The following is a 25,668-nucleotide window of genomic DNA, read 5'->3' on the forward strand; positions in this document are numbered from 1 at the left end:
ACGTTGACTTGTTTTGTTTCGTTCAGTTTTGAGAGAACTATCTCTCAAGTTTAAATGTATGTTCTTTGAAAACTAGATAACAGTGTAGCTCATATTTTTTTAATTTTAGTTTGGTTAAGTTAGAAAGGGCGCACGGTGGATGCCTTGACACTAGGAGTCGATGAAGGACGGGACTAACGCCGATATGCTTCGGGGAGCTGTAAGTAAGCTTTGATCCGAAGATTTCCGAATGGGGAAACCCACTATACGTAATGGTATGGTATCCTTACCTGAATACATAGGGTATGGAAGACAGACCCAGGGAACTGAAACATCTAAGTACCTGGAGGAAGAGAAAGCAAATGCGATTTCCTGAGTAGCGGCGAGCGAAACGGAATCTAGCCCAAACCAAGAGGCTTGCCTCTTGGGGTTGTAGGACATTCTATACGGAGTTACAAAGGAACGAGGTAGACGAAGCGACCTGGAAAGGTCCGTCACAGAGGGTAATAACCCCGTAGTCGAAACTTCGTTCTCTCTTGAATGTATCCTGAGTACGGCGGAACACGTGAAATTCCGTCGGAATCTGGGAGGACCATCTCCCAAGGCTAAATACTCCCTAGTGATCGATAGTGAACCAGTACCGTGAGGGAAAGGTGAAAAGCACCCCGGAAGGGGAGTGAAAGAGATCCTGAAACCGTGTGCCTACAAATAGTCAGAGCCCGTTAATGGGTGATGGCGTGCCTTTTGTAGAATGAACCGGCGAGTTACGATCCCGTGCAAGGTTAAGCTGAAGAGGCGGAGCCGCAGCGAAAGCGAGTCTGAATAGGGCGTTTAGTACGTGGTCGTAGACCCGAAACCAGGTGATCTACCCATGTCCAGGGTGAAGTTCAGGTAACACTGAATGGAGGCCCGAACCCACGCACGTTGAAAAGTGCGGGGATGAGGTGTGGGTAGCGGAGAAATTCCAATCGAACCTGGAGATAGCTGGTTCTCCCCGAAATAGCTTTAGGGCTAGCCTTAAGTGTAAGAGTCTTGGAGGTAGAGCACTGATTGAACTAGGGGTCCTCATCGGATTACCGAATTCAGTCAAACTCCGAATGCCAATGACTTATCCTTAGGAGTCAGACTGCGAGTGATAAGATCCGTAGTCAAGAGGGAAACAGCCCAGATCGCCAGCTAAGGTCCCAAAGTGTGTATTAAGTGGAAAAGGATGTGGAGTTGCTTAGACAACTAGGATGTTGGCTCAGAAGCAGCCACCATTTAAAGAGTGCGTAATAGCTCACTAGTCGAGTGACTCTGCGCCGAAAATGTACCGGGGCTAAATACACCACCGAAGCTGCGAATTGATACCAATGGTATCAGTGGTAGGGGAGCGTTCTAAGTGCAGTGAAGTCAGACCGGAAGGACTGGTGGAGCGCTTAGAAGTGAGAATGCCGGTATGAGTAGCGAAAGACGGGTGAGAATCCCGTCCACCGAATGCCTAAGGTTTCCTGAGGAAGGCTCGTCCGCTCAGGGTTAGTCAGGACCTAAGCCGAGGCCGACAGGCGTAGGCGATGGACAACAGGTTGATATTCCTGTACCACCTCTTTATCGTTTGAGCAATGGAGGGACGCAGAAGGATAGAAGAAGCGTGCGATTGGTTGTGCACGTCCAAGCAGTTAGGCTGATAAGTAGGCAAATCCGCTTATCGTGAAGGCTGAGCTGTGATGGGGAAGCTCCTTATGGAGCGAAGTCTTTGATTCCCCGCTGCCAAGAAAAGCTTCTAGCGAGATAAAAGGTGCCTGTACCGCAAACCGACACAGGTAGGCGAGGAGAGAATCCTAAGGTGTGCGAGAGAACTCTGGTTAAGGAACTCGGCAAAATGACCCCGTAACTTCGGGAGAAGGGGTGCTTTCTTAACGGAAAGCCGCAGTGAATAGGCCCAAGCGACTGTTTAGCAAAAACACAGGTCTCTGCGAAGCCGTAAGGCGAAGTATAGGGGCTGACACCTGCCCGGTGCTGGAAGGTTAAGGAGAGGGGTTAGCGTAAGCGAAGCTCTGAACTGAAGCCCCAGTAAACGGCGGCCGTAACTATAACGGTCCTAAGGTAGCGAAATTCCTTGTCGGGTAAGTTCCGACCCGCACGAAAGGTGTAACGATTTGGGCACTGTCTCAACCAGAGACTCGGTGAAATTATAGTACCTGTGAAGATGCAGGTTACCCGCGACAGGACGGAAAGACCCCGTGGAGCTTTACTGTAGCCTGATATTGAATTTTGGTACAGTTTGTACAGGATAGGCGGGAGCCATTGAAACCGGAGCGCTAGCTTCGGTGGAGGCGCTGGTGGGATACCGCCCTGACTGTATTGAAATTCTAACCTACGGGTCTTATCGACCCGGGAGACAGTGTCAGGTGGGCAGTTTGACTGGGGCGGTCGCCTCCTAAAGTGTAACGGAGGCGCCCAAAGGTTCCCTCAGAATGGTTGGAAATCATTCGTAGAGTGCAAAGGCATAAGGGAGCTTGACTGCGAGACCTACAAGTCGAGCAGGGACGAAAGTCGGGCTTAGTGATCCGGTGGTTCCGCATGGAAGGGCCATCGCTCAACGGATAAAAGCTACCCCGGGGATAACAGGCTTATCTCCCCCAAGAGTCCACATCGACGGGGAGGTTTGGCACCTCGATGTCGGCTCATCGCATCCTGGGGCTGTAGTCGGTCCCAAGGGTTGGGCTGTTCGCCCATTAAAGCGGTACGCGAGCTGGGTTCAGAACGTCGTGAGACAGTTCGGTCCCTATCCGTCGTGGGCGCAGGAAATTTGAGAGGAGCTGTCCTTAGTACGAGAGGACCGGGATGGACGCACCGCTGGTGTACCAGTTGTTCTGCCAAGGGCATAGCTGGGTAGCTATGTGCGGAAGGGATAAGTGCTGAAAGCATCTAAGCATGAAGCCCCCCTCAAGATGAGATTTCCCATAGCGTAAGCTAGTAAGATCCCTGAAAGATGATCAGGTTGATAGGTTCGAGGTGGAAGCATGGTGACATGTGGAGCTGACGAATACTAATAGATCGAGGACTTAACCATATAATATGAAGCAATGTTATCTAGTTTTGAAGGAATATACCTTCATCAGTTTGGTGATGATGGCAGAGAGGTCACACCCGTTCCCATACCGAACACGGAAGTTAAGCTCTCTAGCGCCGATGGTAGTTGGGACCTTGTCCCTGTGAGAGTAGGACGTCGCCAAGCAAAAACCTAAGTCGTTTCGACTTAGGTTTTTTTGTGTTTATTTTTATTTAACGAAGGTTAAAATCCATAAATTTAATAACCCTAAAGACGAAAAAAGAATGAAATAGAGGCAGTTTAAAATAATGGTAATGATTTTTTGTGCTCCGGATTTTTCGAATGCTCCTAAAATAATCCCTAAGAATAGGAAAGATTATTTCTATCATAATAATGAGAGTAGAAAAAATGGGATGATATAAATAAGCATTCAATAATTACAGCAATTACTGCGATAGAGAAAAATAAATAGGATAATAGCACAGTTATTTTTTTCACGGTTATTCCTCCTTTGAAATTAAATCGTTATAATATAGGTTCTATCGATGTATAGAACACAAGAGAGTATATATATTGATTAAAACATACTGAAGTATTATATAAATAGTTATACATAAAATAGATCTCTAGAAATATATATTCTAATTCCCTTTCCTTCTTGCATATAGTTGCAATTCTTCTTTTGAATATAACTAAAACACGAACGTTATCGATGACTAATAAAAAAACATTCGATTATTTATTGACATTGTTTATGAAATATTGTTAATATAGCCATAGAAACAATAATATATAAGACCTCATATAATCGCGGGGATATGGCCTGCAAGTCTCTACCTAACGACCGTTATTCGTTAGACTATGAGGGAAAGTCACTCGGTATTTTTCTATTCACAAGGGATACGTATGCCTGAGTAGAGCACTTTCTCTCATAGTAAAAGAGAAACTGTTCTATTTCAGGCTTTTTTTATTTGAATCGGGGGGATTCTAATATGAAATCACTAGTTGGAGTCATAATGGGAAGCACGTCAGACTGGGAAACAATGAAATATGCTTGTGACATTTTAGATGAATTAAATATACCGTATGAGAAAAAAGTTGTATCCGCTCATCGGACTCCGGATTATATGTTTGAATATGCAGAAACAGCTCGTGAACGTGGATTAAAAGTTATTATTGCTGGAGCCGGTGGAGCAGCGCATTTACCAGGAATGGTTGCAGCGAAGACAAATCTTCCTGTAATTGGTGTTCCAGTTCAATCAAAGGCGTTAAACGGCCTAGATTCGTTATTATCCATTGTCCAAATGCCAGGAGGGGTTCCAGTTGCAACTGTTGCAATTGGTAAGGCTGGTTCAACGAATGCTGGATTACTTGCTGCACAAATACTTGGATCATTTCATGATGATATACATGATGCATTAGAGTTGAGACGAGAAGCTATTGAGAAAACTGTGCGTGAAGGTAGTGAGCTAGTATGACGAGAATCATTTTACCTGGAAAAACAATCGGCATTATTGGAGGCGGCCAGCTTGGAAGAATGATGGCGTTGGCAGCTAAGGAAATGGGTTATAAAATTGCTGTTTTAGATCCTACAAAGCATTCACCATGTGCACAAGTTGCTGATGTTGAAGTCGTTGCACCATATGACGATTTAAAAGCAATTCAGCATTTAGCAGAGATAAGCGACGTTGTCACATATGAATTTGAGAATATTGATTATAGATGTTTACAATGGCTTGAAAAACATGCTTACTTACCACAAGGTAGTCAGTTGTTAAATAAAACGCAAAATCGTTTTACAGAAAAGAATGCAATTGAAAAAGCTGGGTTACCAGTAGCATCGTATAGATTGGTTCAAAATCAAGATCAACTTACAGAAGCAATTAAAGAGTTATCTTTCCCTTCTGTCTTAAAAACAACGACAGGTGGATACGATGGTAAAGGGCAAGTGGTTTTAAAGAGTGAAGCTGATGTTGTGAGAGCAAAAGAACTTACTAATAAAGCAGAGTGCATTCTAGAAAAATGGGTGCCTTTTGAAAAAGAAGTATCAGTTATTGTAATTCGTAGTGTAAGTGGTGAAACTAAAGTATTTCCGGTAGCGGAAAATATTCATGTAAATAATATTTTGCATGAATCTATCGTTCCAGCCCGCATTACAGAAGAACTTTCTCAAAAAGCAATTGCTTACGCAAAGGTACTTGCGGATGAACTAGAACTTGTGGGAACACTAGCGGTAGAGATGTTTGCTACAGCTGACGGTGAGATTTACATTAATGAATTAGCACCAAGACCTCACAATTCAGGACACTATACACAGGATGCATGTGAAACGAGTCAATTTGGTCAACATATTCGAGCAATCTGTAATTTACCTCTTGGAGAAACAAATTTGTTAAAACCAGTTGTCATGGTAAACATTTTAGGCGAACATATAGAAGGGGTCCTAGGACAAGTGAATAGACTAACCGGGTGCTATTTACACTTGTATGGAAAAGAAGAAGCAAAAGCGCAGCGAAAAATGGGGCATGTTAATATTTTAAATGATAATATTGAAGTCGCTCTAGAAAAAGCGAAGAGTTTGCATATTTGGGACCATCAAGAACAACTGTTGGAGGGAAAAAGATGATTAATCGTTATACACGCCCTGAAATGGGTGCGATTTGGACGGAAGAGAACAAATTTAAAGCGTGGTTAGAAGTTGAGATTTTAGCGTGTGAAGCATGGGCTGAGCTTGGCGATATTCCAAAAGAAGATGTGAAAAAAATTCGTGAACATGCAACATTTGATATTGATCGTATTTATGAAATTGAAAAAGAAACACGTCATGACGTAGTTGCTTTCACTCGTGCTGTATCAGAAACACCAACATTAGGCGAGGAACGTAAATGGGTTCATTACGGTTTAACATCTACAGACGTAGTAGATACAGCGTTATCTTATATCTTAAAACAAGCAAATGAAATCTTGTTAAAAGACTTAGAAAACTTTGTTAGCATTTTAGCTAATAAAGCGAAAGAGCATAAATACACGATTATGATGGGAAGAACACACGGTGTACATGCAGAGCCAACAACATTTGGTTTAAAACTTGGTCTTTGGTATGAAGAAATGAAACGTAACGTAGAGCGTTTCAAACAAGCTGCTGATACAGTTCGCGTTGGTAAGTTATCTGGTGCGGTTGGTACATATGCAAATATTGATCCATTCGTAGAAAAGTATGTTTGTGAAAACTTAGGATTAGAAGCAGCACCAATTTCAACACAAACATTGCAACGTGATCGTCATGCACATTACATGTCAACACTTGCACTAATCGCAACATCTGTTGAAAAGATGGCAGTTGAGATTCGTGGTTTACAAAAGAGTGAAACACGTGAAGTTGAAGAGGCTTTCGCAAAAGGTCAAAAAGGTTCTTCTGCAATGCCGCATAAACGTAATCCAATTGGATCTGAAAATATGACTGGTTTAGCTCGTGTTATCCGCGGTTATATGATGACAGCTTACGAGAATGTTCCGTTATGGCATGAGCGTGATATCTCTCACTCTTCTGCAGAACGCGTAATTTTACCAGATGCTACAATCGCGTTAAATTACATGTTAAATCGCTTTGGTAATATCGTTAAAAACTTAACTGTATTCCCAGAGAATATGAAACGCAATATGACAAGAACATACGGCTTAATTTACTCTCAACGCGTAATGCTTACACTAATTGACAAAGGTCTGGTACGTGAAGAAGCTTATGATATCGTACAGCCTAAAGCAATGGAAGCTTGGGAAACACAAGTACAATTTAAAGAGCTTGTAGAATCTGACGAGCGTATTACAAGTAAGTTAACGCAAGAAGAAATTAACGAATGTTTCAATTATGAACATCATATGCAACACGTTGATACAATCTTTGAACGCCTTGGATTAAACGAAGCGTAAAATTTCATATGGCACAGAATAGAGTCATTCTGTGCCATTCTTTATAAAAATATTATTCACATTTTTCAAACTACAGGGGGCTTGCGAAATGCAAAAGCTAGAATTGCTGTATGAAGGTAAGGCAAAAAGAATTTATCGTACAGAAGCAGCAGATATGGTTTGGGTAGAGTACAAAGATAGTGCGACTGCTTTCAATGGGGAGAAAAAAGCGACAATTACAGGAAAAGGTCGTTTGAACAATGAGATTACAACTTTATTGTTCAGAAAGTTACAAGAAGTTGGAATTAAAACACACTTTGTGGAGAAGTTATCTGATACAGAACAACTTGTCAAAAAGGTGAGTATTATTCCATTAGAAGTTGTCACAAGAAACGTAATTGCAGGCAGTCTTTCAAAAAGACTAGGAATGGAAGAAGGAACTGCTCTTACAACACCAATCGTAGAATTTTACTACAAAGATGATGATTTAGGAGATCCACTTGTAACGGAAGATCATATTCGTTTGTTAAATGTTGCAACACCAGAGCAAGTAAGCGTATTACGAGATGCAGCTCTACAAATCAATCAAGTGTTGATTGAGCATTTCGCAAGCTGTCGTGTAAGATTAGTAGATTTTAAATTAGAGTTTGGCGTAACAGAAGAAGGGGAAATCATATTAGCAGATGAAATTTCACCAGATACTTGCCGTTTATGGGATGAAACGAGCAATGAAAAATTTGATAAAGATGTATTCCGTCGTGATCTTGGGAATTTAACAGAAGCATATGAAGAAATTTTAAAACGTTTAGGGGGAGCTTCACATGTATAAAGTTAAGGTATATGTAACGTTAAGAGAAAGTGTATTAGATCCACAAGGAACTGCGGTAAAGGGAGCACTTCATAGTCTTTCATTTACAGAAGTACAAGACGTTCGAATCGGAAAATATATGGAATTAACAATTGATAAATCAGTATCTGATCTGGATAGCAAGGTAAAAGAAATGTGTGAAAAATTATTAGCAAACGTTGTAATGGAAGACTTCCGTTATGAAGTTGAGGAGGTTGTCGCACAGTGAAATTTGCAGTCATAGTATTCCCAGGTTCGAACTGTGATGTCGATATGTTCCATGCAATTAAAGATGAGCTTGGTGAAGAAGTAGATTACGTTTGGCACGATAGAGAGAATTTAGATGAATATGATGCAATTTTACTACCAGGTGGATTCTCTTACGGTGACTATTTACGTTGTGGTGCTATTTCTCGCTTTGCTAACGCAATGAAAGCAGTGCAAAAAGCTGCTGAGCAAGGAAAGCCAATTTTAGGTGTATGTAATGGATTCCAGATTCTTGTTGAATCAGGATTACTACCAGGAGCATTAATGAGAAACGAAAACTTGAAATTTATGTGCCGTACGGTTCAGTTACGTGTTGAAAATAATGAAACGATGTTTACATCACAATATGAAAAAGATGAAGTAATTAATATTCCAATTGCACATGGCGAAGGAAATTACTATTGTGATGAAGCGACTCTTAAACAATTAGAAGAGAATAATCAAATCGCATTCCGTTACGTAGAAAATCCGAATGGAAGCGTTTCAGATATTGCGGGTATTGTAAATGAAAAAGGAAATGTTCTTGGTATGATGCCACACCCAGAGCGTGCTGTAGATGAATTACTTGGCGGTGCTGAAGGTTTAAAAGTCTTTCAATCTATCTTAAAACAGTGGAGGGAAACATATGTCGTTAATGCTTGAGCCAAATCCAACACAAATTAAAGAAGAGCGTATATATGCGGAAATGGGGCTAACAGACGAAGAGTTTGCCATGGTTGAAAAGATTTTAGGCCGTTTGCCGAATTATACAGAAACGGGACTATTCTCTGTTATGTGGTCTGAACATTGTAGTTATAAAAATTCAAAGCCAGTTCTTCGTAAGTTTCCAACGACAGGTGAGCGTGTCTTACAAGGACCTGGAGAAGGCGCTGGAATTGTAGATATCGGTGATAATCAAGCGGTGGTATTTAAAATGGAAAGTCATAACCATCCTTCTGCAATTGAGCCATATCAAGGGGCAGCAACAGGTGTCGGTGGTATTATTCGCGATGTATTCTCTATGGGCGCACGTCCGGTAGCTCTATTAAACTCACTTCGTTTCGGTGAATTACAATCACCACGTGTGAAATATTTATTCGAAGAAGTAGTAGCAGGAATCGCAGGATACGGTAACTGCATCGGTATTCCTACTGTTGGTGGAGAAGTACAGTTTGATCCATGTTATGAAGGAAATCCACTTGTAAATGCAATGTGTGTAGGCCTAATTAATCATGAAGATATAAAAAAAGGGCAAGCACATGGTGCTGGTAATACAGTAATGTACGTAGGAGCATCAACTGGTCGTGATGGTATTCACGGTGCAACATTCGCATCTGAAGAGTTATCTGAAAGCTCAGAAGCGAAGCGTCCGGCAGTTCAAGTAGGGGATCCATTTATGGAGAAACTTCTTATTGAAGCATGTTTAGAACTTATTCAGTCTGATGCACTTGTTGGAATTCAAGATATGGGAGCTGCTGGTTTAACATCATCTTCTGCAGAAATGGCAAGTAAAGCAGGTATGGGTATTGAAATGTACTTAGATGATGTACCGCAGCGTGAAACTGGAATGACTCCATATGAAATGATGTTATCTGAATCACAAGAGCGTATGTTAATCGTTGTGAAAAAAGGTAGAGAGCAAGAAATAGTAGATTTATTTGAAAAGTATGGTCTTGCAGCAGTTACGATGGGGAAAGTAACTGAAGATAAAATGCTTCGCCTATTCCATAAAGACGAAATGGTAGCTGAAGTACCGGCGGATGCTCTTGCAGAAGAAGCACCAATTTATCATAAACCGTCAAAAGAAGCAGCATACTTTGCTGAGTTCCAGCAGATGAAAATGGAAACACCAAAAGTAGAAGATTATAAAGAAACGTTATTATCTTTATTACAACAACCAACGATTGCAAGTAAAGAGTGGGTATATGATCAATATGATTATCAAGTGCGCACTAGCACAATTGTTACACCAGGTTCAGATGCAGCGGTTATACGCGTACGCGGCACAGAAAAAGGATTAGCAATGACGACAGATTGTAACTCTCGCTACATTTATTTAGATCCAGAAGTGGGCGGTAAAATTGCAGTAGCAGAGGCAGCACGTAATATCGTATGTTCTGGCGGGGAGCCACTTGCAATTACAGATTGCTTAAACTTCGGTAACCCAGAAAAACCAGAGATCTTCTGGCAAATTGAGAAATCAGTAGACGGTATGAGTGAAGCTTGCCGCAAGTTACAAACGCCAGTTATCGGCGGGAATGTATCAATGTATAACGAGCGTAGTGGTGAAGCTGTATATCCAACACCAACTGTTGGGATGGTTGGACTTGTACACGATTTAAAACACGTAACAACACAAGAATTTAAACAAGCTGGCGATTTAGTTTATGTAATTGGAGAGACGAAAGCTGAGTTTGGTGGAAGTGAATTACAGAAAATGATCTACGGAAAAATTTTCGGTCAATCACCAAGCATCGATCTAGATGTAGAATTAAAACGCCAAAAGCAAGTACTAGCAGCAATTCAAGCTGGCCTTGTTCAATCTGCACATGATGTTGCAGAAGGTGGTTTAGCAGTTGCAATTACTGAAAGTGCAATTGGTGCTAACGGTTTAGGTGCTACTGTGAAATTAGACGGAGAAGCAACAGCAGTATTATTTGCAGAATCACAATCGCGCTTCGTTATAACCGTAAAACGTGAAAATAAAGAAGCATTTGAGAAAGTGGTTGAAGCAATTCAAGTTGGAGAAGTGACAAATACAAATGAAGTAACAATTCATAATGAAGAAAATGAAGTATTACTTACAGCAAATGTAGATGAAATGAGAAAGGCTTGGAAAGGGGCAATCCCATGCTTGCTGAAATAAAGGGGTTAAATGAAGAATGTGGCGTTTTTGGAATTTGGGGGCATGAAAATGCAGCACAAGTTTCGTACTACGGATTGCACAGTTTGCAGCACCGTGGGCAAGAGGGCGCAGGCATTGTTGTAAATAATGGGGAAAAAATCATCGGTCACAAGGGGTTAGGTTTAATATCAGAAGTGTTTTCAAGAGGTGAGCTAGAGGGATTAAACGGGAAATCAGCAATTGGACACGTACGATATGCAACAGCTGGTGGAAGTGAAGTTGCTAACGTTCAACCATTATTATTCCGTTTTTCCGATCATAGCATGGCGTTAGCTCATAACGGAAATTTAATTAATGCAAAAATGCTTCGTCGTGAATTAGAGGCAGAGGGAAGTATTTTTCAAACAAGTTCAGATACAGAAGTACTTTTACACCTCATTAAGCGTAGTACAAAAGATTCTTTAATTGATAGTGTAAAAGAGGCTCTAAATAAAGTGAAAGGTGCGTTTGCATATCTTTTACTAACTGGAAATGAAATGATCGTTGCGCTAGATCCAAATGGATTCCGTCCTCTTTCAATTGGAAAGATGGGGGATGCTTACGTTGTAGCATCGGAAACATGTGCTTTCGATGTAGTTGGGGCAACATACATTCGTGATGTAGAACCTGGTGAATTGCTTATTATCAATGATGAAGGAATTCACGTAGATCGTTTTACAAATGAAGTAGACCATGCGATTTGCAGTATGGAATACATTTACTTTGCACGTCCAGATTCTAATATAGCTGGTATTAATGTTCATGCAGCACGTAAAAACATGGGGAAACGTTTAGCGGCGGAAGCTCCTATTGAAGCTGATGTTGTTACTGGTGTACCAGACTCTAGTATTTCAGCAGCAATTGGTTATGCGGAGGCGACAGGAATTCCGTATGAGTTAGGGTTAATTAAAAATCGTTACGTTGGACGTACGTTTATTCAACCTTCTCAAGAACTGCGTGAGCAAGGGGTTAAGATGAAGCTTTCAGCAGTAAGAGGCGTAGTTGAAGGAAAACGAGTTGTTATGATTGACGATTCTATCGTAAGAGGAACGACAAGTAAACGAATTGTTCGTATGCTTCGCGAGGCTGGAGCGACAGAAGTCCATGTAAGAATTGCTTCACCACCTCTTAAGTATCCATGCTTCTATGGCATTGATATTCAAACGAGAAAAGAATTAATCGCAGCAAATAATTCAATAGAAGAAATCCGTCAAATCATCGGAGCAGATTCACTAACATTTTTAAGTGAAGATGGATTAGTAGATGCAATTGGACGCCCATATGAAGGGAAATACGGTGGTCTATGTATGGCTTACTTCAATGGAGACTATCCAACAGCTCTTTATGATTATGAGCAAGAGCTTTTAGAAAGTATGAAATAAGAAGAAAAAAGCTTCTACTTCTTTTGATGTAGAAGCTAGCTTCTTTCTTAAAACGGCCGCCCTGGATGGGGAGAAATTAAAAGACGAGGTGTAAAAAACGATGGCGAATGCATATAAGCAAGCAGGAGTAGATATTGAAGCTGGATATGAAGCGGTATCTCGCATGAAAAAACACGTACAAACAACTATGAGAAAAGAAGTGCTAGGCGGTTTAGGCGGTTTTGGAGGTATGTTTGATCTATCAAAATTTGCATTAGAAGAACCTGTATTAGTATCTGGAACAGATGGCGTGGGAACGAAATTGATGCTCGCTTTTATGGCAGATAAACATGACACAATTGGTATTGATGCAGTAGCAATGTGTGTAAATGATATTGTTGTCCAAGGAGCAGAGCCGCTTTTCTTCCTTGATTATATTGCTTGTGGTAAAGCTGAACCTAGTAAAATTGAAAACATCGTCAAAGGTATATCAGAGGGCTGTCGCCAAGCTGGTTGTGCATTAATTGGTGGAGAAACAGCTGAAATGCCAGGAATGTATTCTACGGAAGAATACGATTTAGCTGGTTTTACAGTTGGAATTGTTGATAAAAAGAAAATTGTAACAGGTGAAAAAATTGAAGCTGGTCACGTATTAATTGGCTTAGCATCTAGCGGTATTCATAGTAACGGTTATTCTTTAGTACGAAAAGTATTACTAGAAGATGGAGAACTATCTTTAGACCGTATTTACGGCCGCCTAGAACTACCTCTTGGTGAAGAATTATTAAAACCAACGAAAATTTATGTCAAACCTATTTTAGAACTATTGAAGAAACATGAAGTATACGGTATGGCGCATATTACAGGTGGCGGGTTCATTGAAAATATTCCACGTATGTTGCCAGAAGGAATCGGTGCGGAAATTGAATTAGGATCTTGGCAAGTTCAACCGATCTTCAGTTTACTTCAAGAAGTCGGAAAACTAGAAGAGAAAGAAATGTTCAATATTTTTAACATGGGTATTGGTATGGTAGTAGCAGTAAAGGAAGAAGAGGCAAAAGATATTGTTCGTCTTCTTGAGGAACAAGGCGAGAAAGCTCATATTATTGGACACACTGTACAAGGGTCTGGTGTTACCTTTATTGAGGGAACAGAAGTATGAGTAGATTAGCAGTTTTTGCTTCTGGGAGCGGCTCTAACTTTCAATCTCTCATTAATGCGGTAGAAGACAAAATATTGGATGCAGATATTAGTTTATTAGTATGTGATAAACCAGAGGCACGCGCTATTGGACGGGCACACTATCACCATATTCCGTGTTTTTCCTTTTCAGCGAAAGCATATGAGTCAAAAGAAGCATTTGAAAAAGAGATATTAAAAAAGCTAGAAGAGTATGAAATTGATTATGTTATTTTAGCTGGATATATGCGTTTAATTGGAACGACTTTACTAGAAGCGTACGGCGGGAAAATTATTAATATTCATCCATCACTACTACCGAGTTTTCCAGGGAAAGATGCTGTTGGTCAAGCGTTAGAAGCGGGTGTGAAAGTAACCGGAGTAACGATTCACTATGTAGATGCAGGTATGGATACAGGTCCAATTATTGCGCAAGAAGCAGTAGTTGTTTCTGAAGGGGATACGAGAGAAAGCTTACAAAAGAAAATTCAACAAGTTGAACATAAATTATACGTAAATACAGTGAATCAAATTGTTCAGTCTGTGAAAAAACCAACTGTTAACTAACATACAACCAGGGGTGAAGGATAAATGAAAAAGCGTGCATTAGTAAGTGTTTCAGATAAAACAGGAGTAGTAGAATTTGTTAAAGGTTTACTTGAACAAGGGATTGAAGTTATTTCAACAGGTGGTACGAAAAAATTATTAGAAGAAAACGGCTTGCAAGTAATTGGTATTTCTGAAGTAACTGGTTTCCCAGAAATTATGGATGGTCGTGTAAAAACATTACATCCAAATATTCATGGTGGTCTATTAGCAGTTCGTGATAATGAAATGCATGTAGCGCAAATGAATGAATTAGGTATTCAACCAATTGACTTTGTTGTTGTTAACTTATACCCATTTAAAGAAACAATCGCTAAGCCTGATGTAACATTTGCTGATGCAATTGAAAATATTGATATCGGTGGCCCAACAATGATTCGCTCTGCTGCGAAAAATCATAAATTTGTGTCGGTAATTGTAGATCCAGTAGATTATGATGTTGTATTAGCAGAACTGAAAGAGAACGGTGAAGTAACAGAGGAAACGAAACGTAAATTAGCAGCGAAAGTATTCCGTCATACAGCGGCATATGATGCATTAATTTCTAACTACTTAACAAAGCAAATGGGCGAAGAAAGCCCTGAAACAGTAACGGTGACATTTGAGAAAAAACAAGATTTACGCTATGGCGAAAATCCACATCAAAAAGCGACATTCTATAAAGCGCCATTCGCAGCAACGTCTTCTGTTGCATACGCAGAACAATTACATGGTAAAGAATTATCTTATAACAATATCAACGATGCGGATGCGGCACTTAGCATCGTGAAAGAATTTACAGAACCAGCAGTAGTAGCGGTAAAACATATGAATCCATGTGGTGTTGGAGTAGGAACTGATATTCACGAAGCATATACTCGTGCTTATGAAGCGGATCCAGTATCAATCTTCGGCGGTATTATTGCAGCAAATCGTGAAATTGATAAAGCTACAGCAGAAAAGTTACACGAAATTTTCTTAGAAATTGTTATCGCTCCTTCGTTCTCGCAAGAAGCTTTAGAAGTGTTGCAAAGTAAGAAGAACTTACGCTTACTAACTGTAAATATTGAAAAAGCGACAAGTGCAAGCAAAAAACTAACTTCTGTACAAGGTGGTCTTCTTATTCAAGAAGAAGATACGTTATCATTAGATGAGGACGCAATTTCAATTCCAACGAAACGTGAACCATCAGAGCAAGAATGGAAAGATTTAAAACTAGCTTGGAAAGTTGTAAAGCATGTGAAATCAAATGCAATTGTTTTAGCGAATGATAACATGACAGTTGGTGTAGGCGCGGGACAGATGAACCGTGTAGGTTCTGCAAAAATCGCAATTACACAAGCTGGCGAAAAAGCACAAGGTAGCGCACTTGCATCTGATGCTTTCTTCCCAATGCCAGATACAGTAGAAGAAGCAGCAAAAGCTGGAATTACAGCAATCATCCAACCAGGCGGATCGATTCGTGATGAAGATTCTATTAAAATGGCAGATGCGTATGGGATTACTATGGTGTTCACTGGCGTACGTCATTTCAAACACTAATAGAGGATGTTAAAAAAGTCCGGTCAAGATAACTGTCGCATGTCGTCGTTGCATAGCCAGTGCGGTACTCATGTAGGAAAGCTACACTCCGTGTCCTCCTGGCAAATGCGCCTCGACCTGCTCGGTTCTCTTGATCCTCCTTTTTAACTTTCTATTGATACGGTTGTTAAAAAAGTCCGGTCAAGATAACTGTCGCATGTCGTCGTTGCATAGCCAGTGCGGTACTCATGTAGGAAAGCTACACTCCGTGTCCTCCTGGCAAATGCGCCTCGACCTGCTCGGTTCTCTTGATCCTCCTTTTTAAACTTTTATTGATATGAAAACAAACTAGGAGCATAGCTTCTAGTTTGTACTTATTTAATTATTGGGGGATGAAATATGAATGTTTTAGTAATTGGCCGTGGTGGACGTGAGCATGCTTTAGCTTGGAAGTTTGCACAATCTGAAAAGGTAGAAAAAATATATGTAGCGCCAGGTAATGAAGGTATGCGAGACGTTGCAACACCAGTTGATATTGATGAGAATGATTTTGATGCATTAGTCTTATTCGCAAAAGAAAACAATGTAGGCTTAACTTTCGTTGGACCAGAAATTCCACTTATGAATGGAATCGTTGATCGCTTTAAGGAAGAGGGACTTCGTGTATTTGGACCTAATAAAGCGGCTGCTGTTATTGAAGGTAGTAAAGCTTTTACGAAAGAATTGATGAAAAAGTATGATATTCCAACTGCGGCATATGAAACTTTTACAGACTATGAAGAGGCAGTAAAGTACATTCAGAAAGTTGGTGCACCGATCGTAATTAAGGCAGATGGGTTAGCTGCTGGTAAAGGTGTAACGGTAGCAATGACGCTTGAAGAGGCATTACAAGCTGTGAAAGAAATGCTACAAGATGTGAAATTCGGCGCAGCAAGCAAGAAGGTCGTTATTGAAGAGTTTTTAGATGGACAAGAATTTTCATTAATGGCATTTGTAAATGGAACAACTGTGTATCCAATGGTAATTGCTCAAGATCATAAACGAGCTTTTGATGGTGATAAAGGTCCTAATACAGGCGGAATGGGTGCATATTCCCCAGTACCACAAATTCCGGAATCAGCGGTTCAAGAAGCGATTCAAACAGTATTACATCCAACTGCTAAAGCGATGATCCAAGAAAATCGTTCGTTTACAGGAATTTTATATGCGGGGCTTATTTTAACGAATGATGGTCCAAAGGTAATTGAGTTCAATGCACGCTTTGGCGATCCTGAAACGGAAGTTGTATTACCACGCTTAGAAAATGATTTAGTTGATGTATGTAACGCTGTATTAGATGAAAGTGAATTAACGTTACAATGGTCAAAGGAAGCAGTTATTGGTGTCGTACTTGCTTCGAAAGGATATCCAGAAGCATATAAAAAAGGTGAAATTATTAACGGATTAGATGCACTGCAAGATGTAATAGTTTTCCATGCGGGTACAGCGATGAAACATGGTGACTTTGTAACAAACGGTGGCCGTGTATTATTTGTTGCTTGTAAGGCGAATAGTTTACAAGAAGCGAAAGATAAGGTCTATAAAGAAATCGGTAAAATTGAGAGTGATGGTTTATTTTACCGAAGTGATATAGGATATCGTGCAATTGGGCATGAGATGACGAAAAGCTAATATATAAAAATCCCGCTGATTTCTCAGCGGGATTTTTATGCATCTTTATTTTTTTTTAATTTTCCTTTTTGCTTTGCCATTTCTCGAAGTAAATACTCGATGTGTGCATTGACGCTACGAAACTCATCATTCGCCCATTTTTCGATGACTGCGTGTAATTCAGGATCAATACGTAATGGAAAGCTTTTCTTTTTGGCCATAATCACTTACAACCTTTAGTATAGGCTTCCTGTATTAATAACTGGTTGCGCACCTTTATCTGAAACGATGGCAACTAATAAATTGTTCACCATATTTGCTTTACGCTCGTCATCGAGTTCCAGTACGCCTTCTTCATCTAACATATGGATTGAATCTTTCGCCATCTTCACAGCACCTTCAACAATCTCTTTTCTAGCAGCTAATACTGCTTTTGCTTGTTGACGTTGGAGCATTGCATGGGCAATTTCTGTTGCGTAAGCTAAATGCGTTAAACGAGTTTCTAATACTTCTACGCCAGCGATTTCAAGGCGTGCTTCTAACTCACGCTTTAATTCTTCAGAGATTTCTTCAGTATTTCCTCGTAACGTGATACAAGTTTCATCTTGGAAATTATCATAAGGATATTTTGTAGCAACGTGGCGGATTGCTGTTTCGCTTTGAATTTCTACGAATCGATCGTAATGCTCAACACCAAACATTGCTTTTGCTGAATCAACAACTTTATATACGATAACGGCTGCAATTTCAATTGGATTGCCCTCAACATCGTTTACTTTTAATTTCTTACTGTTAAAGTTTTCAACACGTAAAGATACAGTTTGACGAAACGCGAATGGAATTGTTAAAAATAAACCATTTTGACGAATTGTTCCTAAATAACTACCGAAGAACGTAATAACTTTCGCTTGATTCGGTTGAACGATACCGATACCTGTAGCTAAAACAGATGCTAATATGAGAGCTAAAATAGCTATTACAAACATTTCTTGTACAAGGCAAAATACACCGATAGCGGCTAAAACTAAAATTCCAATAACGCCGAGAAATCCATTAACATAAAATACTTGTTTTTCTTTCATATGATCGCCTCCTTGATATAAAAATGATATCACTTTTATATCATTACATGCAAGAGGGTTACACCTAATTTTCTGAATTTTATTGTTTGATATCTTTTATGTACGTTTTAAGGGTGAAAACAAGAATGTACGTTCTGTTTCGTGGTAAAATAAGAAGACTTAGCTGCCCACTGCAGCAGCTAAGTCCCTTTGAGAGCATCTTGCATCGTGACAAATGATTCAAAGCGGTTTTGCCAGGATTAATTCTTCAATCGCTGACTCAATCTCTTTGTCAGAAGTGTCATAACTTCCATCTGACTTTGACTTTGGCTTGTCATGACTGGAAGCTGAATTAACTTCTTCTTTATTATGTCCTTTTTCAGTGAAATTCATGCTAGGCATTTTAAATGCGCTCATATTCATATATTTTCCAAACTTACAGGCTTCAACAATAGGGCAGAAACGAACGATTCCCTCCGCAATTTTCATGGCACCAATCCATAGCAAAACTTTAGACCAAGTGCACCAAGGTTTACGTACGAGTTTAGCTGTACTACAACCGAAGAGGATGAGTCCGAGTGTAATTCGAATTAGAGCACTAATTGTGCCAATGTTTTGCTTCATTAGAAAAACACTCCTTTTTAATTAACTTCGAAATAGAAAATACTATTTCATTTGTTAGTATTCCGTATAAGTTTTTTGATATGTAATCCAACATTTGACGTTGAAAAAGATGTTGGATTGGGCGTGTGTGTAGGTAGCTTTTTTTGTTATAATGAAAGAATGCGTAAAAGGAAGTTCAAAAAGTCCGGTAAAGATAGCTGTCGCATTGCATCGTTGCATACGCCAGTCCGGTACTCATGTAGGGAAAACTACATTCCGTTCCTCCTAGGGAATGCGCCTCGACCTGCTCGGCTCTCTATATCCTCCTTTTTGAACAAATATAGTAGGGAAGTTCAAAAAGTCCGGTAAAGATAGCTGTCGCATTTCATCGTTACATACGCCAGTCCGGTACTCATGTAGGGAAAACTACATTCCGTTCCTCCTGGCGAATGCGCCTCGACCTGCTCGGCTCTCTATATCCTCCTTTTTGAACAAATATAGTAAGGAAGTTCAAAAAGTCTGGTAAAGATATAGCAAGGAATGTAAAAAATCTTGATAAAAATTAACTGTTATTTTGAACAGAAATTATATAACTAGAGAAAAGAAAGGGTGTTTTCATGTACGATATTTCCAAATGGAAACATGTATTTAAGCTTGATCCAAATAAGGAGTTAAGTGACGAACATTTAGAAATGATTTGTGAATCTGGAACGGATGCTGTTATTGTAGGCGGAAGTGATGGAGTGACAATTGATAACGTATTACACATGCTAGTTAGCATTCGTAGATATGCAGTGCCTTGTGTGTTAGAGGTTTCTGATGTGGAGGCAATTACACCAGGATTTGATTTTTATTACATCCCAAGTGTTTTAAATAGCCGAAAAGTAGAATGGGTAACAGGTGTTCATCATGAGGCATTGAAAGAATTTGGGGATATTATGGACTGGGACGAAATTTACATGGAAGGGTATTGTGTTTTAAACCCAGAAGCGAAAGTAGCCCAGCTTACAGATGCAAAATGTGATTTAACAGAAGATGATGTTATTGCATATGCGCGTTTAGCAGACAAGCTATTACATTTACCGATATTCTATTTAGAATATAGCGGGACGTATGGAGACATTGAGCTTGTTAAAAATGTAAAAGCAGAATTGAAACAAGCTAAGCTATATTATGGCGGTGGTATTTCTAATGCAGAACAAGCGAAAGAAATGGCGCAGTATGCTGATACAGTAGTTGTTGGAAATATTATTTATGATGATATAAAATCGGCATTAAAAACAGTTAAAGCAGTAAAAGGAGAGTAGGTGCAGGCGCATATGAGTACGACAGATAAGTTATTAAATGGTTTAAATCCGCAGCAACAAAAAGCAGTACAAACAACAAATGGACCACTTCTATTAATGGCAGGCGCAGGTAGTGGGAAAACACGTGTGTTAACACACCGTATTGCATATTTACTTGGTGAAAAAGGTGTGGCGCCATGGAATGTACTAGCAATTACCTTTACAAATAAAGCTGCTCGTGAAATGCGTGAGCGTATTGATAAACTTGTTGGACCAGAAGCAGAAGATATTTGGATTTCTACGTTCCACTCTATGTGTGTACGTATTTTACGACGTGATATCGATCGTATTGGTATTAATCGTAACTTTACAATCTTAGATTCAGGCGATCAGTTAACTGTAGTCAAAAAAATTATGAAAGAGCGCAATATTGATCCGAAGAAATTTGAGCCGCGCTCTATTTTAGCCGGTATTAGTAATGCGAAAAATGAACTGTTATCTGCAGATAAATATGCAAAAAAAATTACAATCGCTGACCCATATGAAAAATTAACGAGCGATGTATATACAGAATATCAAAAACGTCTTTTGAAAAATAACTCATTAGACTTTGATGATTTAATTATGACAACGATTCAGCTATTTGAACGTGTTCCAGAAGTACTAGAGTTTTATCAGCGTAAGTTCCAATATATTCACGTTGATGAGTATCAAGATACGAACAAAGCTCAGTACCTTCTTGTTAAACATTTAGCAGCACGTTTTAAAAATCTTTGCGTTGTAGGTGATTCTGATCAGTCTATTTACCGCTGGCGCGGGGCTGACATTTCTAACATTTTGTCATTCGAAAAAGACTATGAGAATGCGCAAGTTATCTTGTTAGAACAAAATTATCGTTCGTCACAAAATATTTTAAATGCAGCGAATGCTGTAATTGAAAAAAATTCAAACCGTAAACCGAAGAAATTATGGACAGACAATCAAATTGGAAGCAAAATCTCGTATTATCGTGCTGCAACTGAAAAGGACGAAGCGTATTTTGTTGCGAAAAAAATTCGTGATGATATTCAAATGGGGAAACGAAAATATACTGATTTTGCAGTGTTATATCGTACAAATGCCCAGTCTCGTATGGTCGAGGAGATTTTCCTGAAATCTAATATCCCTTACAAAATCGTCGGAGGTACTAAGTTCTACGACCGTAAAGAGATTAAAGACATTTTGGCGTACTTACGTTTAATTGGGAATCCAGATGATGAGATTAGTTTTGCACGTATTATAAACATGCCAAAGCGTGGGATTGGTGCGACTTCTATAGATAAAATTATTAATTATGGTGTGCAAAACGGAATCTCATTAACTGCTGTATTTGATGAGATTGAGCATGTTGGTGTAAGTGCAAAAATAACAAAAGCAGTAAAAGAATTCGCAAGTTTATTACACAACTGGGTAAATATGCAAGAGTATTTATCTGTTACAGAATTAGTAGAAGAAGTTATTGAGAAGACAGGCTATCGCGATATGTTGAAAAATGAGCGTTCTTTAGAAGCAGAAGGTCGTTTAGAAAACTTAGACGAGTTTTTATCTGTTACACAAACATTTGAATCCCAAAGCGAAGATAAGAGCCTTGTTGCATTCTTAACAGACTTAGCTCTTGTTGCGGATATTGATCGTGTAGATGAAGATCCAACTGCTGGTGAAGAAGTTATTTTAATGACGATGCACTCAGCAAAAGGATTAGAGTTCCCAGTTGTCTTTATTGTTGGCTTAGAGGAAGGGATATTCCCGCATACTCGTTCTCTTATGGAAGAGGATGAAATGCAAGAAGAGCGTCGTCTTGCCTATGTAGGTATTACTCGTGCAGAAGAAGAGCTATACTTATCTAATGCTCAAATGCGTACTTTATTTGGTAGAACAAGTATGAATGCAGCATCTCGATTTATTACAGAAATTCCGGCAGAATTAGTAGAACCATTAAACGAAACAGCACCGAAGCGTGAAACTTCGTTTGGTGCAAAAGGAAGAACGACAAGCGCAACTACAACACGCTCTCGTTCAGCTTTCGCGCGTCCGGCTGTTAAGACGACAGGTGGCGAGCAAATTGGCTGGGGAATAGGCGATAAAGCTGCTCACCAGAAGTGGGGAGTCGGTACAGTTGTAAGTGTAAAGGGTGAAGGAGATTCAAAAGAATTAGATATTGCGTTCCCAAGCCCAATTGGTATTAAACGTTTATTAGCAAAATTTGCACCTGTGACGAAACAATAGGAAAGGACTGAGGATATGTCAAAAGAGATAGCCAAAAAACGTATAGAAGAACTGCGTGATTTGTTAAATACATTTAACTATCAATATCACGTATTAGACAATCCTTCTGTTTCTGATGCGGAATATGACCGTGATATGCAGGAGCTTATAAAATTAGAAGCAGAGAACCCAGAGTTTATGAGTGAAGACTCTCCCTCCATTCGCGTTGGGGGGACTGTTCTTGATATATTTGAAAAGGTAACGCATAAATCACCAATGTTAAGTTTAGGAAACGCGTTTAATGAAGGAGATTTGCGTGATTTTGATCGAAGAGTACATCAGGGAATTGATGATGCGAATGTAAGATATATATGCGAATTAAAAATTGACGGACTTGCTGTTTCACTTCATTATGAAAAAGGACGCTTCATTCAAGGAGCAACACGTGGTGATGGTATAACGGGTGAAGATATTACCCAAAACTTAAAAACGATTAAAGCTATCCCGCTGCGTTTAAATGAAGAAGTAACGTTAGAAGCACGAGGCGAGGCTTATATGCCGAAGCGTTCATTCGTTAAATTAAATGAAGAAAAAGAGCAAAATGGTGAAGATGTATTTGCGAATCCACGTAATGCGGCAGCAGGATCGATACGCCAACTTGATCCGAAAATTGCAGCGAAGCGTAACTTATCTATGTTTGTGTATGGTCTTGCTAATGTAGAAGAAAAAACAATTCCATCCCACAGTGAATCACTGGATTTCTTAGGTGAGCTTGGATTTAAGACGAATCCAAATCGTCGTACATGTGAAACAATTGAAGACGTAATAGCCTATGTAGAAGAGTGGCAAGAAAAACGCCCGCATCTTGATTATGAAATTGACGGAATCGTTATAAAAGTAGACGATGTTGCTATTCAAGAAAGCTTAGGAACTACAGCAAAGAGTCCAAGATGGGCAATAGCTTATAAATTCCCAGCTGAAGAAGTTGTGACGAGATTAACAGGGATTGAATTAAGTGTCGGCCGCACAGGAGTTGTAACACCAACTGCAGAGCTCGAGCCAGTTAGAGTGGCTGGTACTATCGTTCGTCGTGCTTCTTTACATAACGAAGATTTAATTCGTGAAAAGGATATTCGAATTGGTGACTACGTTGTTGTGAAAAAGGCTGGAGATATTATTCCTGAAGTTGTGAACGTTATTTTTGATAAGCGTACTGGTGAGGAAGAAGAATATCATATGCCAACGCATTGTCCAGCATGTGAGAGTGAACTTGTTCGTTTAGAAGAAGAAGTAGCACTTCGATGTATAAATCCGACTTGCCCAGCTCAAATTCGTGAAGGATTAATCCATTTCGTTTCAAGAAATGCAATGAATATTGATGGACTTGGAGAACGTGTAATTACACAACTCTTTGATGCGGATTATATTCGTACGTTTGCTGATTTATATTCATTGACGAAAGAGCAATTATTAGAACTAGAACGTTTCGGTGAAAAATCAGCAACAAATTTAGTCCAAGCAATTGAGAATTCTAAGGAAAACTCATTAGAGCGATTATTATTCGGTCTTGGTATTCGTCATGTCGGTGCGAAAGCGGCACGTACATTTGCTGAGCATTTCGAAACGATGGATGAGCTTGTGAAAGCGACGGAAGAAGAATTAAAAACAATTAATGAGATTGGTGAAAAAATGGCTCAATCCGTTGTAACGTATTTCGATAATGAAGACGTATTAGAGCTATTACAACAATTTAAAGAGTATGGCGTGAACATGGCATACAAAGGTATAAAAATTGCTGATTTACAAAATGTTGAATCGTACTTCGCAGGAAAAACTGTCGTCTTAACAGGGAAATTAGAAGTTATGGGCCGCAGTGAAGCGAAGAAGAAAATTGAGGCATTAGGTGGAAAAGTAACAGGAAGTGTTAGTAAAAGTACGGATTTACTTGTTGCTGGTGAAGCTGCAGGCTCGAAATTAGCGCAAGCAGAGAAGCACAATGTTGAAGTTTGGAATGAAGAGAGGTTCTTACAAGAGCTGAATAAGTAAGAGGTGCAAACTTACGATGAAAAAAATAGCGTTAGCGGTATTAAGTCTTAGCCTACTTGTAAGTGGGTGTAGTATGGGTTCCAATAAGGATGAAAAAGCAGTTGAGAAATCGGGGAAAGCGAAAGAACAAGCAGTTATCCCGAAATACTCCATTTCGGATGAATATTATAAGACAACGGTTCAATTTGATCCAGGTATGGCACGTGGTTTAGTTGTACAAGGTTTAAATAGTCGTCTAGATGTAGATGAATTTGAAACAGGATTAATGCGCATTGCCAAAGAATCGTTTAGTACGAAAGATTATTTCTTTAAAGGCGGAAAGTTTCTAGAGGCTCAAGATATACAAATGCTTGTAAAAAGAAAGCGTACAGATGCTGAACAAAAAGAGCTAGAGGATAAGTTGAAAAAAGATGCAGTTAAATTTCCAAATATCGGACTGAATCCAGCCTTAAGTGAAGGTTCGGAGTCACTAGAAGTGAAAAATAAAAAACATCCAATGTATATCTCAAACATTTTAGAGCATGATTACTACGTGCAAAAAGGTGGGAACGATAATGAACCTGATGGCATTGTAGTTGGATTAGCGATGAATTCTGTTCAATATTATGAGGAAGAGCATGGTTATCCGCGTGAGGCTGCAATTCCAGATGTGAAAATGTTAGCTGAAGGGAAAAGGATGGCCCAAGAAATCTTGAAAGTAATGCAGCAAAAAAAGCCTGAAATAAAAAATATTCCGGTTACATTTGCGATTTATCGTCAAGGTCCAAAGTCTTCGCTTGTACCAGGGAATTTTGTTTCTTATGCTAAGGTAGAAAAAGGCAGTGAAACGGTTGAGGATTGGAAGCCGATCAATGAGAAATACTATTTATTCCCGTCTGAACAAGCAAAAGCGGATAATAAACGTGAAGACCTTGCGAGGGTGTCAAACTTTAAAGCGAAGTTAAGTGAGTATTTCCAAGGAGATTATACAGCTGTTATCGGTACTGGAATGTATAGAGATGATGAATTAAGAGAAATGAAGCTCGATATTCCTGTCCAATTCAATGGGAAAGCTGAAGTGATTGGTTTTACACAATATGTAGCTGGACTTGTTATGGAATACTTCCCGAATTATATGAAAGTACAAGTAACAATTAAATCTGTAGAACGCCCAGAAGCAATTATTATACGTGAAGCGAAGCAAGATGAACCGTTTGTGAAAATTTTAGATTAAAGATGAGAGCTGTTCCATAA

At 39.5% G+C, this 25,668-nt stretch carries 19 protein-coding genes, 2 rRNA genes, 1 pseudogene and 1 riboswitch; of the genes and pseudogenes, 18 read left to right on the forward strand and 4 right to left on the reverse strand.

The genetic code is table 11. The features are described from left to right. Positions 1-112: 112 nt before the first annotated feature. Positions 113-3,034 (forward strand): 23S ribosomal RNA (locus MKX37_RS01685). A 49-nt stretch (positions 3,035-3,083) separates the two neighbouring features. Beyond that, positions 3,084-3,199 (forward strand): 5S ribosomal RNA (gene rrf, locus MKX37_RS01690). Positions 3,200-3,242: 43 nt separating this feature from the next. On the opposite strand, the pseudogene MKX37_RS01695 reads toward rrf, so the two are convergent. After that, positions 3,243-3,511: pseudogene (locus tag MKX37_RS01695) on the reverse strand (hypothetical protein). A 282-nt stretch (positions 3,512-3,793) separates the two neighbouring features. After that, positions 3,794-3,895, forward strand: a riboswitch (purine riboswitch). A 110-nt stretch (positions 3,896-4,005) separates the two neighbouring features. Here MKX37_RS01695 and purE point away from each other — a divergent pair. The 12 genes from purE to purD all read left to right on the forward strand — a co-directional run bounded on the left by purE (position 4,006) and on the right by purD (position 17,216). Continuing rightward, on the forward strand, positions 4,006-4,491 hold the full coding sequence (gene purE / locus MKX37_RS01700; RefSeq protein ID WP_002010008.1) for a 5-(carboxyamino)imidazole ribonucleotide mutase: 486 nt from the start codon (positions 4,006-4,008) through the stop codon (positions 4,489-4,491). Next, a complete protein-coding gene (purK, locus tag MKX37_RS01705) occupies positions 4,488-5,639 on the forward strand; it encodes a 5-(carboxyamino)imidazole ribonucleotide synthase (protein ID WP_002140188.1) in 1,152 nt (383 codons plus the stop codon). The genes purE and purK overlap by 4 nt, the downstream gene beginning before the upstream one ends. Next, complete coding sequence (gene purB, locus MKX37_RS01710; RefSeq protein ID WP_002124866.1) at positions 5,636-6,943, forward strand: adenylosuccinate lyase; 1,308 nt, start codon at positions 5,636-5,638, stop codon at positions 6,941-6,943. Before purK ends, purB begins: the two co-directional genes overlap by 4 nt. 88 nt (positions 6,944-7,031) lie before the next feature. After that, positions 7,032-7,751 (forward strand): phosphoribosylaminoimidazolesuccinocarboxamide synthase, encoded by a 720-nt coding sequence (gene purC, locus MKX37_RS01715; protein WP_002010014.1) that lies wholly within the window; start codon positions 7,032-7,034, stop codon positions 7,749-7,751. After that, positions 7,744-7,998, forward strand: coding sequence for a phosphoribosylformylglycinamidine synthase subunit PurS (gene purS, locus MKX37_RS01720; protein WP_000278823.1), 255 nt, complete (start codon positions 7,744-7,746; stop codon positions 7,996-7,998). Before purC ends, purS begins: the two co-directional genes overlap by 8 nt. Beyond that, complete coding sequence (purQ, locus tag MKX37_RS01725; RefSeq protein ID WP_000666771.1) at positions 7,995-8,678, forward strand: phosphoribosylformylglycinamidine synthase subunit PurQ; 684 nt, start codon at positions 7,995-7,997, stop codon at positions 8,676-8,678. The genes purS and purQ overlap by 4 nt, the downstream gene beginning before the upstream one ends. Continuing rightward, positions 8,662-10,881, forward strand: a complete 2,220-nt coding sequence (purL, locus tag MKX37_RS01730) for a phosphoribosylformylglycinamidine synthase II (RefSeq protein WP_002124868.1) — start codon at positions 8,662-8,664, stop codon at positions 10,879-10,881. The genes purQ and purL overlap by 17 nt, the downstream gene beginning before the upstream one ends. Then, entirely contained in the window at positions 10,866-12,281 is a 1,416-nt protein-coding gene (gene purF / locus MKX37_RS01735) for an amidophosphoribosyltransferase (RefSeq protein ID WP_002124870.1), read from the forward strand. Before purL ends, purF begins: the two co-directional genes overlap by 16 nt. Positions 12,282-12,381: 100 nt before the next feature. Further along, positions 12,382-13,422 carry a phosphoribosylformylglycinamidine cyclo-ligase gene (gene purM, locus MKX37_RS01740; protein ID WP_002010019.1) on the forward strand — a complete coding sequence of 347 codons (1,041 nt, stop codon included), beginning with the start codon at positions 12,382-12,384 and terminating at the stop codon, positions 13,420-13,422. Next, positions 13,419-14,006: a phosphoribosylglycinamide formyltransferase gene (gene purN, locus MKX37_RS01745; protein ID WP_002124872.1), complete on the forward strand. Its 588-nt coding sequence runs from the start codon at positions 13,419-13,421 to the stop codon at positions 14,004-14,006. Before purM ends, purN begins: the two co-directional genes overlap by 4 nt. Before the next feature lie 24 nt (positions 14,007-14,030). After that, the gene (gene purH, locus MKX37_RS01750; RefSeq protein WP_002169290.1) at positions 14,031-15,566 is read left to right on the forward strand and encodes a bifunctional phosphoribosylaminoimidazolecarboxamide formyltransferase/IMP cyclohydrolase; all 1,536 of its coding nucleotides are present in this window, start codon (positions 14,031-14,033) and stop codon (positions 15,564-15,566) included. Positions 15,567-15,944: 378 nt separating this feature from the next. Beyond that, positions 15,945-17,216, forward strand: coding sequence for a phosphoribosylamine--glycine ligase (gene purD / locus MKX37_RS01755; RefSeq protein ID WP_002124874.1), 1,272 nt, complete (start codon positions 15,945-15,947; stop codon positions 17,214-17,216). A 35-nt stretch (positions 17,217-17,251) separates the two neighbouring features. Here purD and MKX37_RS01760 read toward each other — a convergent pair whose 3' ends face one another. The 3 genes from MKX37_RS01760 to MKX37_RS01770 all read right to left on the reverse strand — a co-directional run bounded on the left by MKX37_RS01760 (position 17,252) and on the right by MKX37_RS01770 (position 18,880). Continuing rightward, positions 17,252-17,416 (reverse strand): toxin-antitoxin system HicB family antitoxin, encoded by a 165-nt coding sequence (locus tag MKX37_RS01760; RefSeq protein ID WP_002063556.1) that lies wholly within the window; start codon positions 17,414-17,416, stop codon positions 17,252-17,254. 15 nt (positions 17,417-17,431) lie between these two features. Continuing rightward, the gene (locus MKX37_RS01765) at positions 17,432-18,277 is read right to left on the reverse strand and encodes an SPFH domain-containing protein (protein ID WP_002063557.1); all 846 of its coding nucleotides are present in this window, start codon (positions 18,275-18,277) and stop codon (positions 17,432-17,434) included. A 219-nt stretch (positions 18,278-18,496) separates the two neighbouring features. Then, positions 18,497-18,880, reverse strand: a complete 384-nt coding sequence (locus MKX37_RS01770) for a YgaP family membrane protein (RefSeq protein ID WP_002124877.1) — start codon at positions 18,878-18,880, stop codon at positions 18,497-18,499. A 596-nt stretch (positions 18,881-19,476) separates the two neighbouring features. On the opposite strand from MKX37_RS01770, the gene MKX37_RS01775 reads away from it, so the two are divergent. From MKX37_RS01775 to MKX37_RS01790, 4 genes are read left to right on the forward strand one after another with little or no spacing between them, the layout of a single operon-like run. Further along, complete coding sequence (locus MKX37_RS01775) at positions 19,477-20,166, forward strand: heptaprenylglyceryl phosphate synthase (protein ID WP_002124878.1); 690 nt, start codon at positions 19,477-19,479, stop codon at positions 20,164-20,166. Between the two features lie 12 nt (positions 20,167-20,178). Further along, positions 20,179-22,410, forward strand: coding sequence for a DNA helicase PcrA (gene pcrA / locus MKX37_RS01780; protein ID WP_002169288.1), 2,232 nt, complete (start codon positions 20,179-20,181; stop codon positions 22,408-22,410). A gap of 15 nt (positions 22,411-22,425) precedes the next feature. Continuing rightward, positions 22,426-24,435: an NAD-dependent DNA ligase LigA gene (gene ligA / locus MKX37_RS01785; RefSeq protein ID WP_002010032.1), complete on the forward strand. Its 2,010-nt coding sequence runs from the start codon at positions 22,426-22,428 to the stop codon at positions 24,433-24,435. Positions 24,436-24,451: 16 nt separating this feature from the next. Then, positions 24,452-25,648: a CamS family sex pheromone protein gene (locus tag MKX37_RS01790; protein WP_078422302.1), complete on the forward strand. Its 1,197-nt coding sequence runs from the start codon at positions 24,452-24,454 to the stop codon at positions 25,646-25,648. The last annotated feature ends 20 nt before the right edge of the window (positions 25,649-25,668 follow it).

This window comes from Bacillus sp. FSL R5-0709 (assembly GCF_038004785.1).
GTDB classification, from domain to species: Bacteria; Bacillota; Bacilli; order Bacillales; family Bacillaceae_G; genus Bacillus_A; species Bacillus_A mycoides.

What these genes read in the sequence shown, in the direction of transcription:
- purF (WP_002124870.1), top strand. Translation starts at nt 10,866, where the DNA reads ATGCTTGCTGAAATAAAGGGGTTAAATGAAGAATGTGGCGTTTTTGGA.
- purC (WP_002010014.1), top strand. Translation starts at nt 7,032, where the DNA reads ATGCAAAAGCTAGAATTGCTGTATGAAGGTAAGGCAAAAAGAATTTAT.
- purK (WP_002140188.1), top strand. Translation starts at nt 4,488, where the DNA reads ATGACGAGAATCATTTTACCTGGAAAAACAATCGGCATTATTGGAGGC.
- purM (WP_002010019.1), top strand. Translation starts at nt 12,382, where the DNA reads ATGGCGAATGCATATAAGCAAGCAGGAGTAGATATTGAAGCTGGATAT.
- purB (WP_002124866.1), top strand. Translation starts at nt 5,636, where the DNA reads ATGATTAATCGTTATACACGCCCTGAAATGGGTGCGATTTGGACGGAA.
- purH (WP_002169290.1), top strand. Translation starts at nt 14,031, where the DNA reads ATGAAAAAGCGTGCATTAGTAAGTGTTTCAGATAAAACAGGAGTAGTA.
- purD (WP_002124874.1), top strand. Translation starts at nt 15,945, where the DNA reads ATGAATGTTTTAGTAATTGGCCGTGGTGGACGTGAGCATGCTTTAGCT.
- purN (WP_002124872.1), top strand. Translation starts at nt 13,419, where the DNA reads ATGAGTAGATTAGCAGTTTTTGCTTCTGGGAGCGGCTCTAACTTTCAA.
- MKX37_RS01765 (WP_002063557.1), bottom strand. Translation starts at nt 18,277, where the DNA reads ATGAAAGAAAAACAAGTATTTTATGTTAATGGATTTCTCGGCGTTATT.
- pcrA (WP_002169288.1), top strand. Translation starts at nt 20,179, where the DNA reads ATGAGTACGACAGATAAGTTATTAAATGGTTTAAATCCGCAGCAACAA.
- MKX37_RS01760 (WP_002063556.1), bottom strand. Translation starts at nt 17,416, where the DNA reads ATGGCCAAAAAGAAAAGCTTTCCATTACGTATTGATCCTGAATTACAC.
- MKX37_RS01790 (WP_078422302.1), top strand. Translation starts at nt 24,452, where the DNA reads ATGAAAAAAATAGCGTTAGCGGTATTAAGTCTTAGCCTACTTGTAAGT.
- purS (WP_000278823.1), top strand. Translation starts at nt 7,744, where the DNA reads ATGTATAAAGTTAAGGTATATGTAACGTTAAGAGAAAGTGTATTAGAT.
- purE (WP_002010008.1), top strand. Translation starts at nt 4,006, where the DNA reads ATGAAATCACTAGTTGGAGTCATAATGGGAAGCACGTCAGACTGGGAA.
- MKX37_RS01775 (WP_002124878.1), top strand. Translation starts at nt 19,477, where the DNA reads ATGTACGATATTTCCAAATGGAAACATGTATTTAAGCTTGATCCAAAT.
- MKX37_RS01770 (WP_002124877.1), bottom strand. Translation starts at nt 18,880, where the DNA reads ATGAAGCAAAACATTGGCACAATTAGTGCTCTAATTCGAATTACACTC.
- ligA (WP_002010032.1), top strand. Translation starts at nt 22,426, where the DNA reads ATGTCAAAAGAGATAGCCAAAAAACGTATAGAAGAACTGCGTGATTTG.
- purL (WP_002124868.1), top strand. Translation starts at nt 8,662, where the DNA reads ATGTCGTTAATGCTTGAGCCAAATCCAACACAAATTAAAGAAGAGCGT.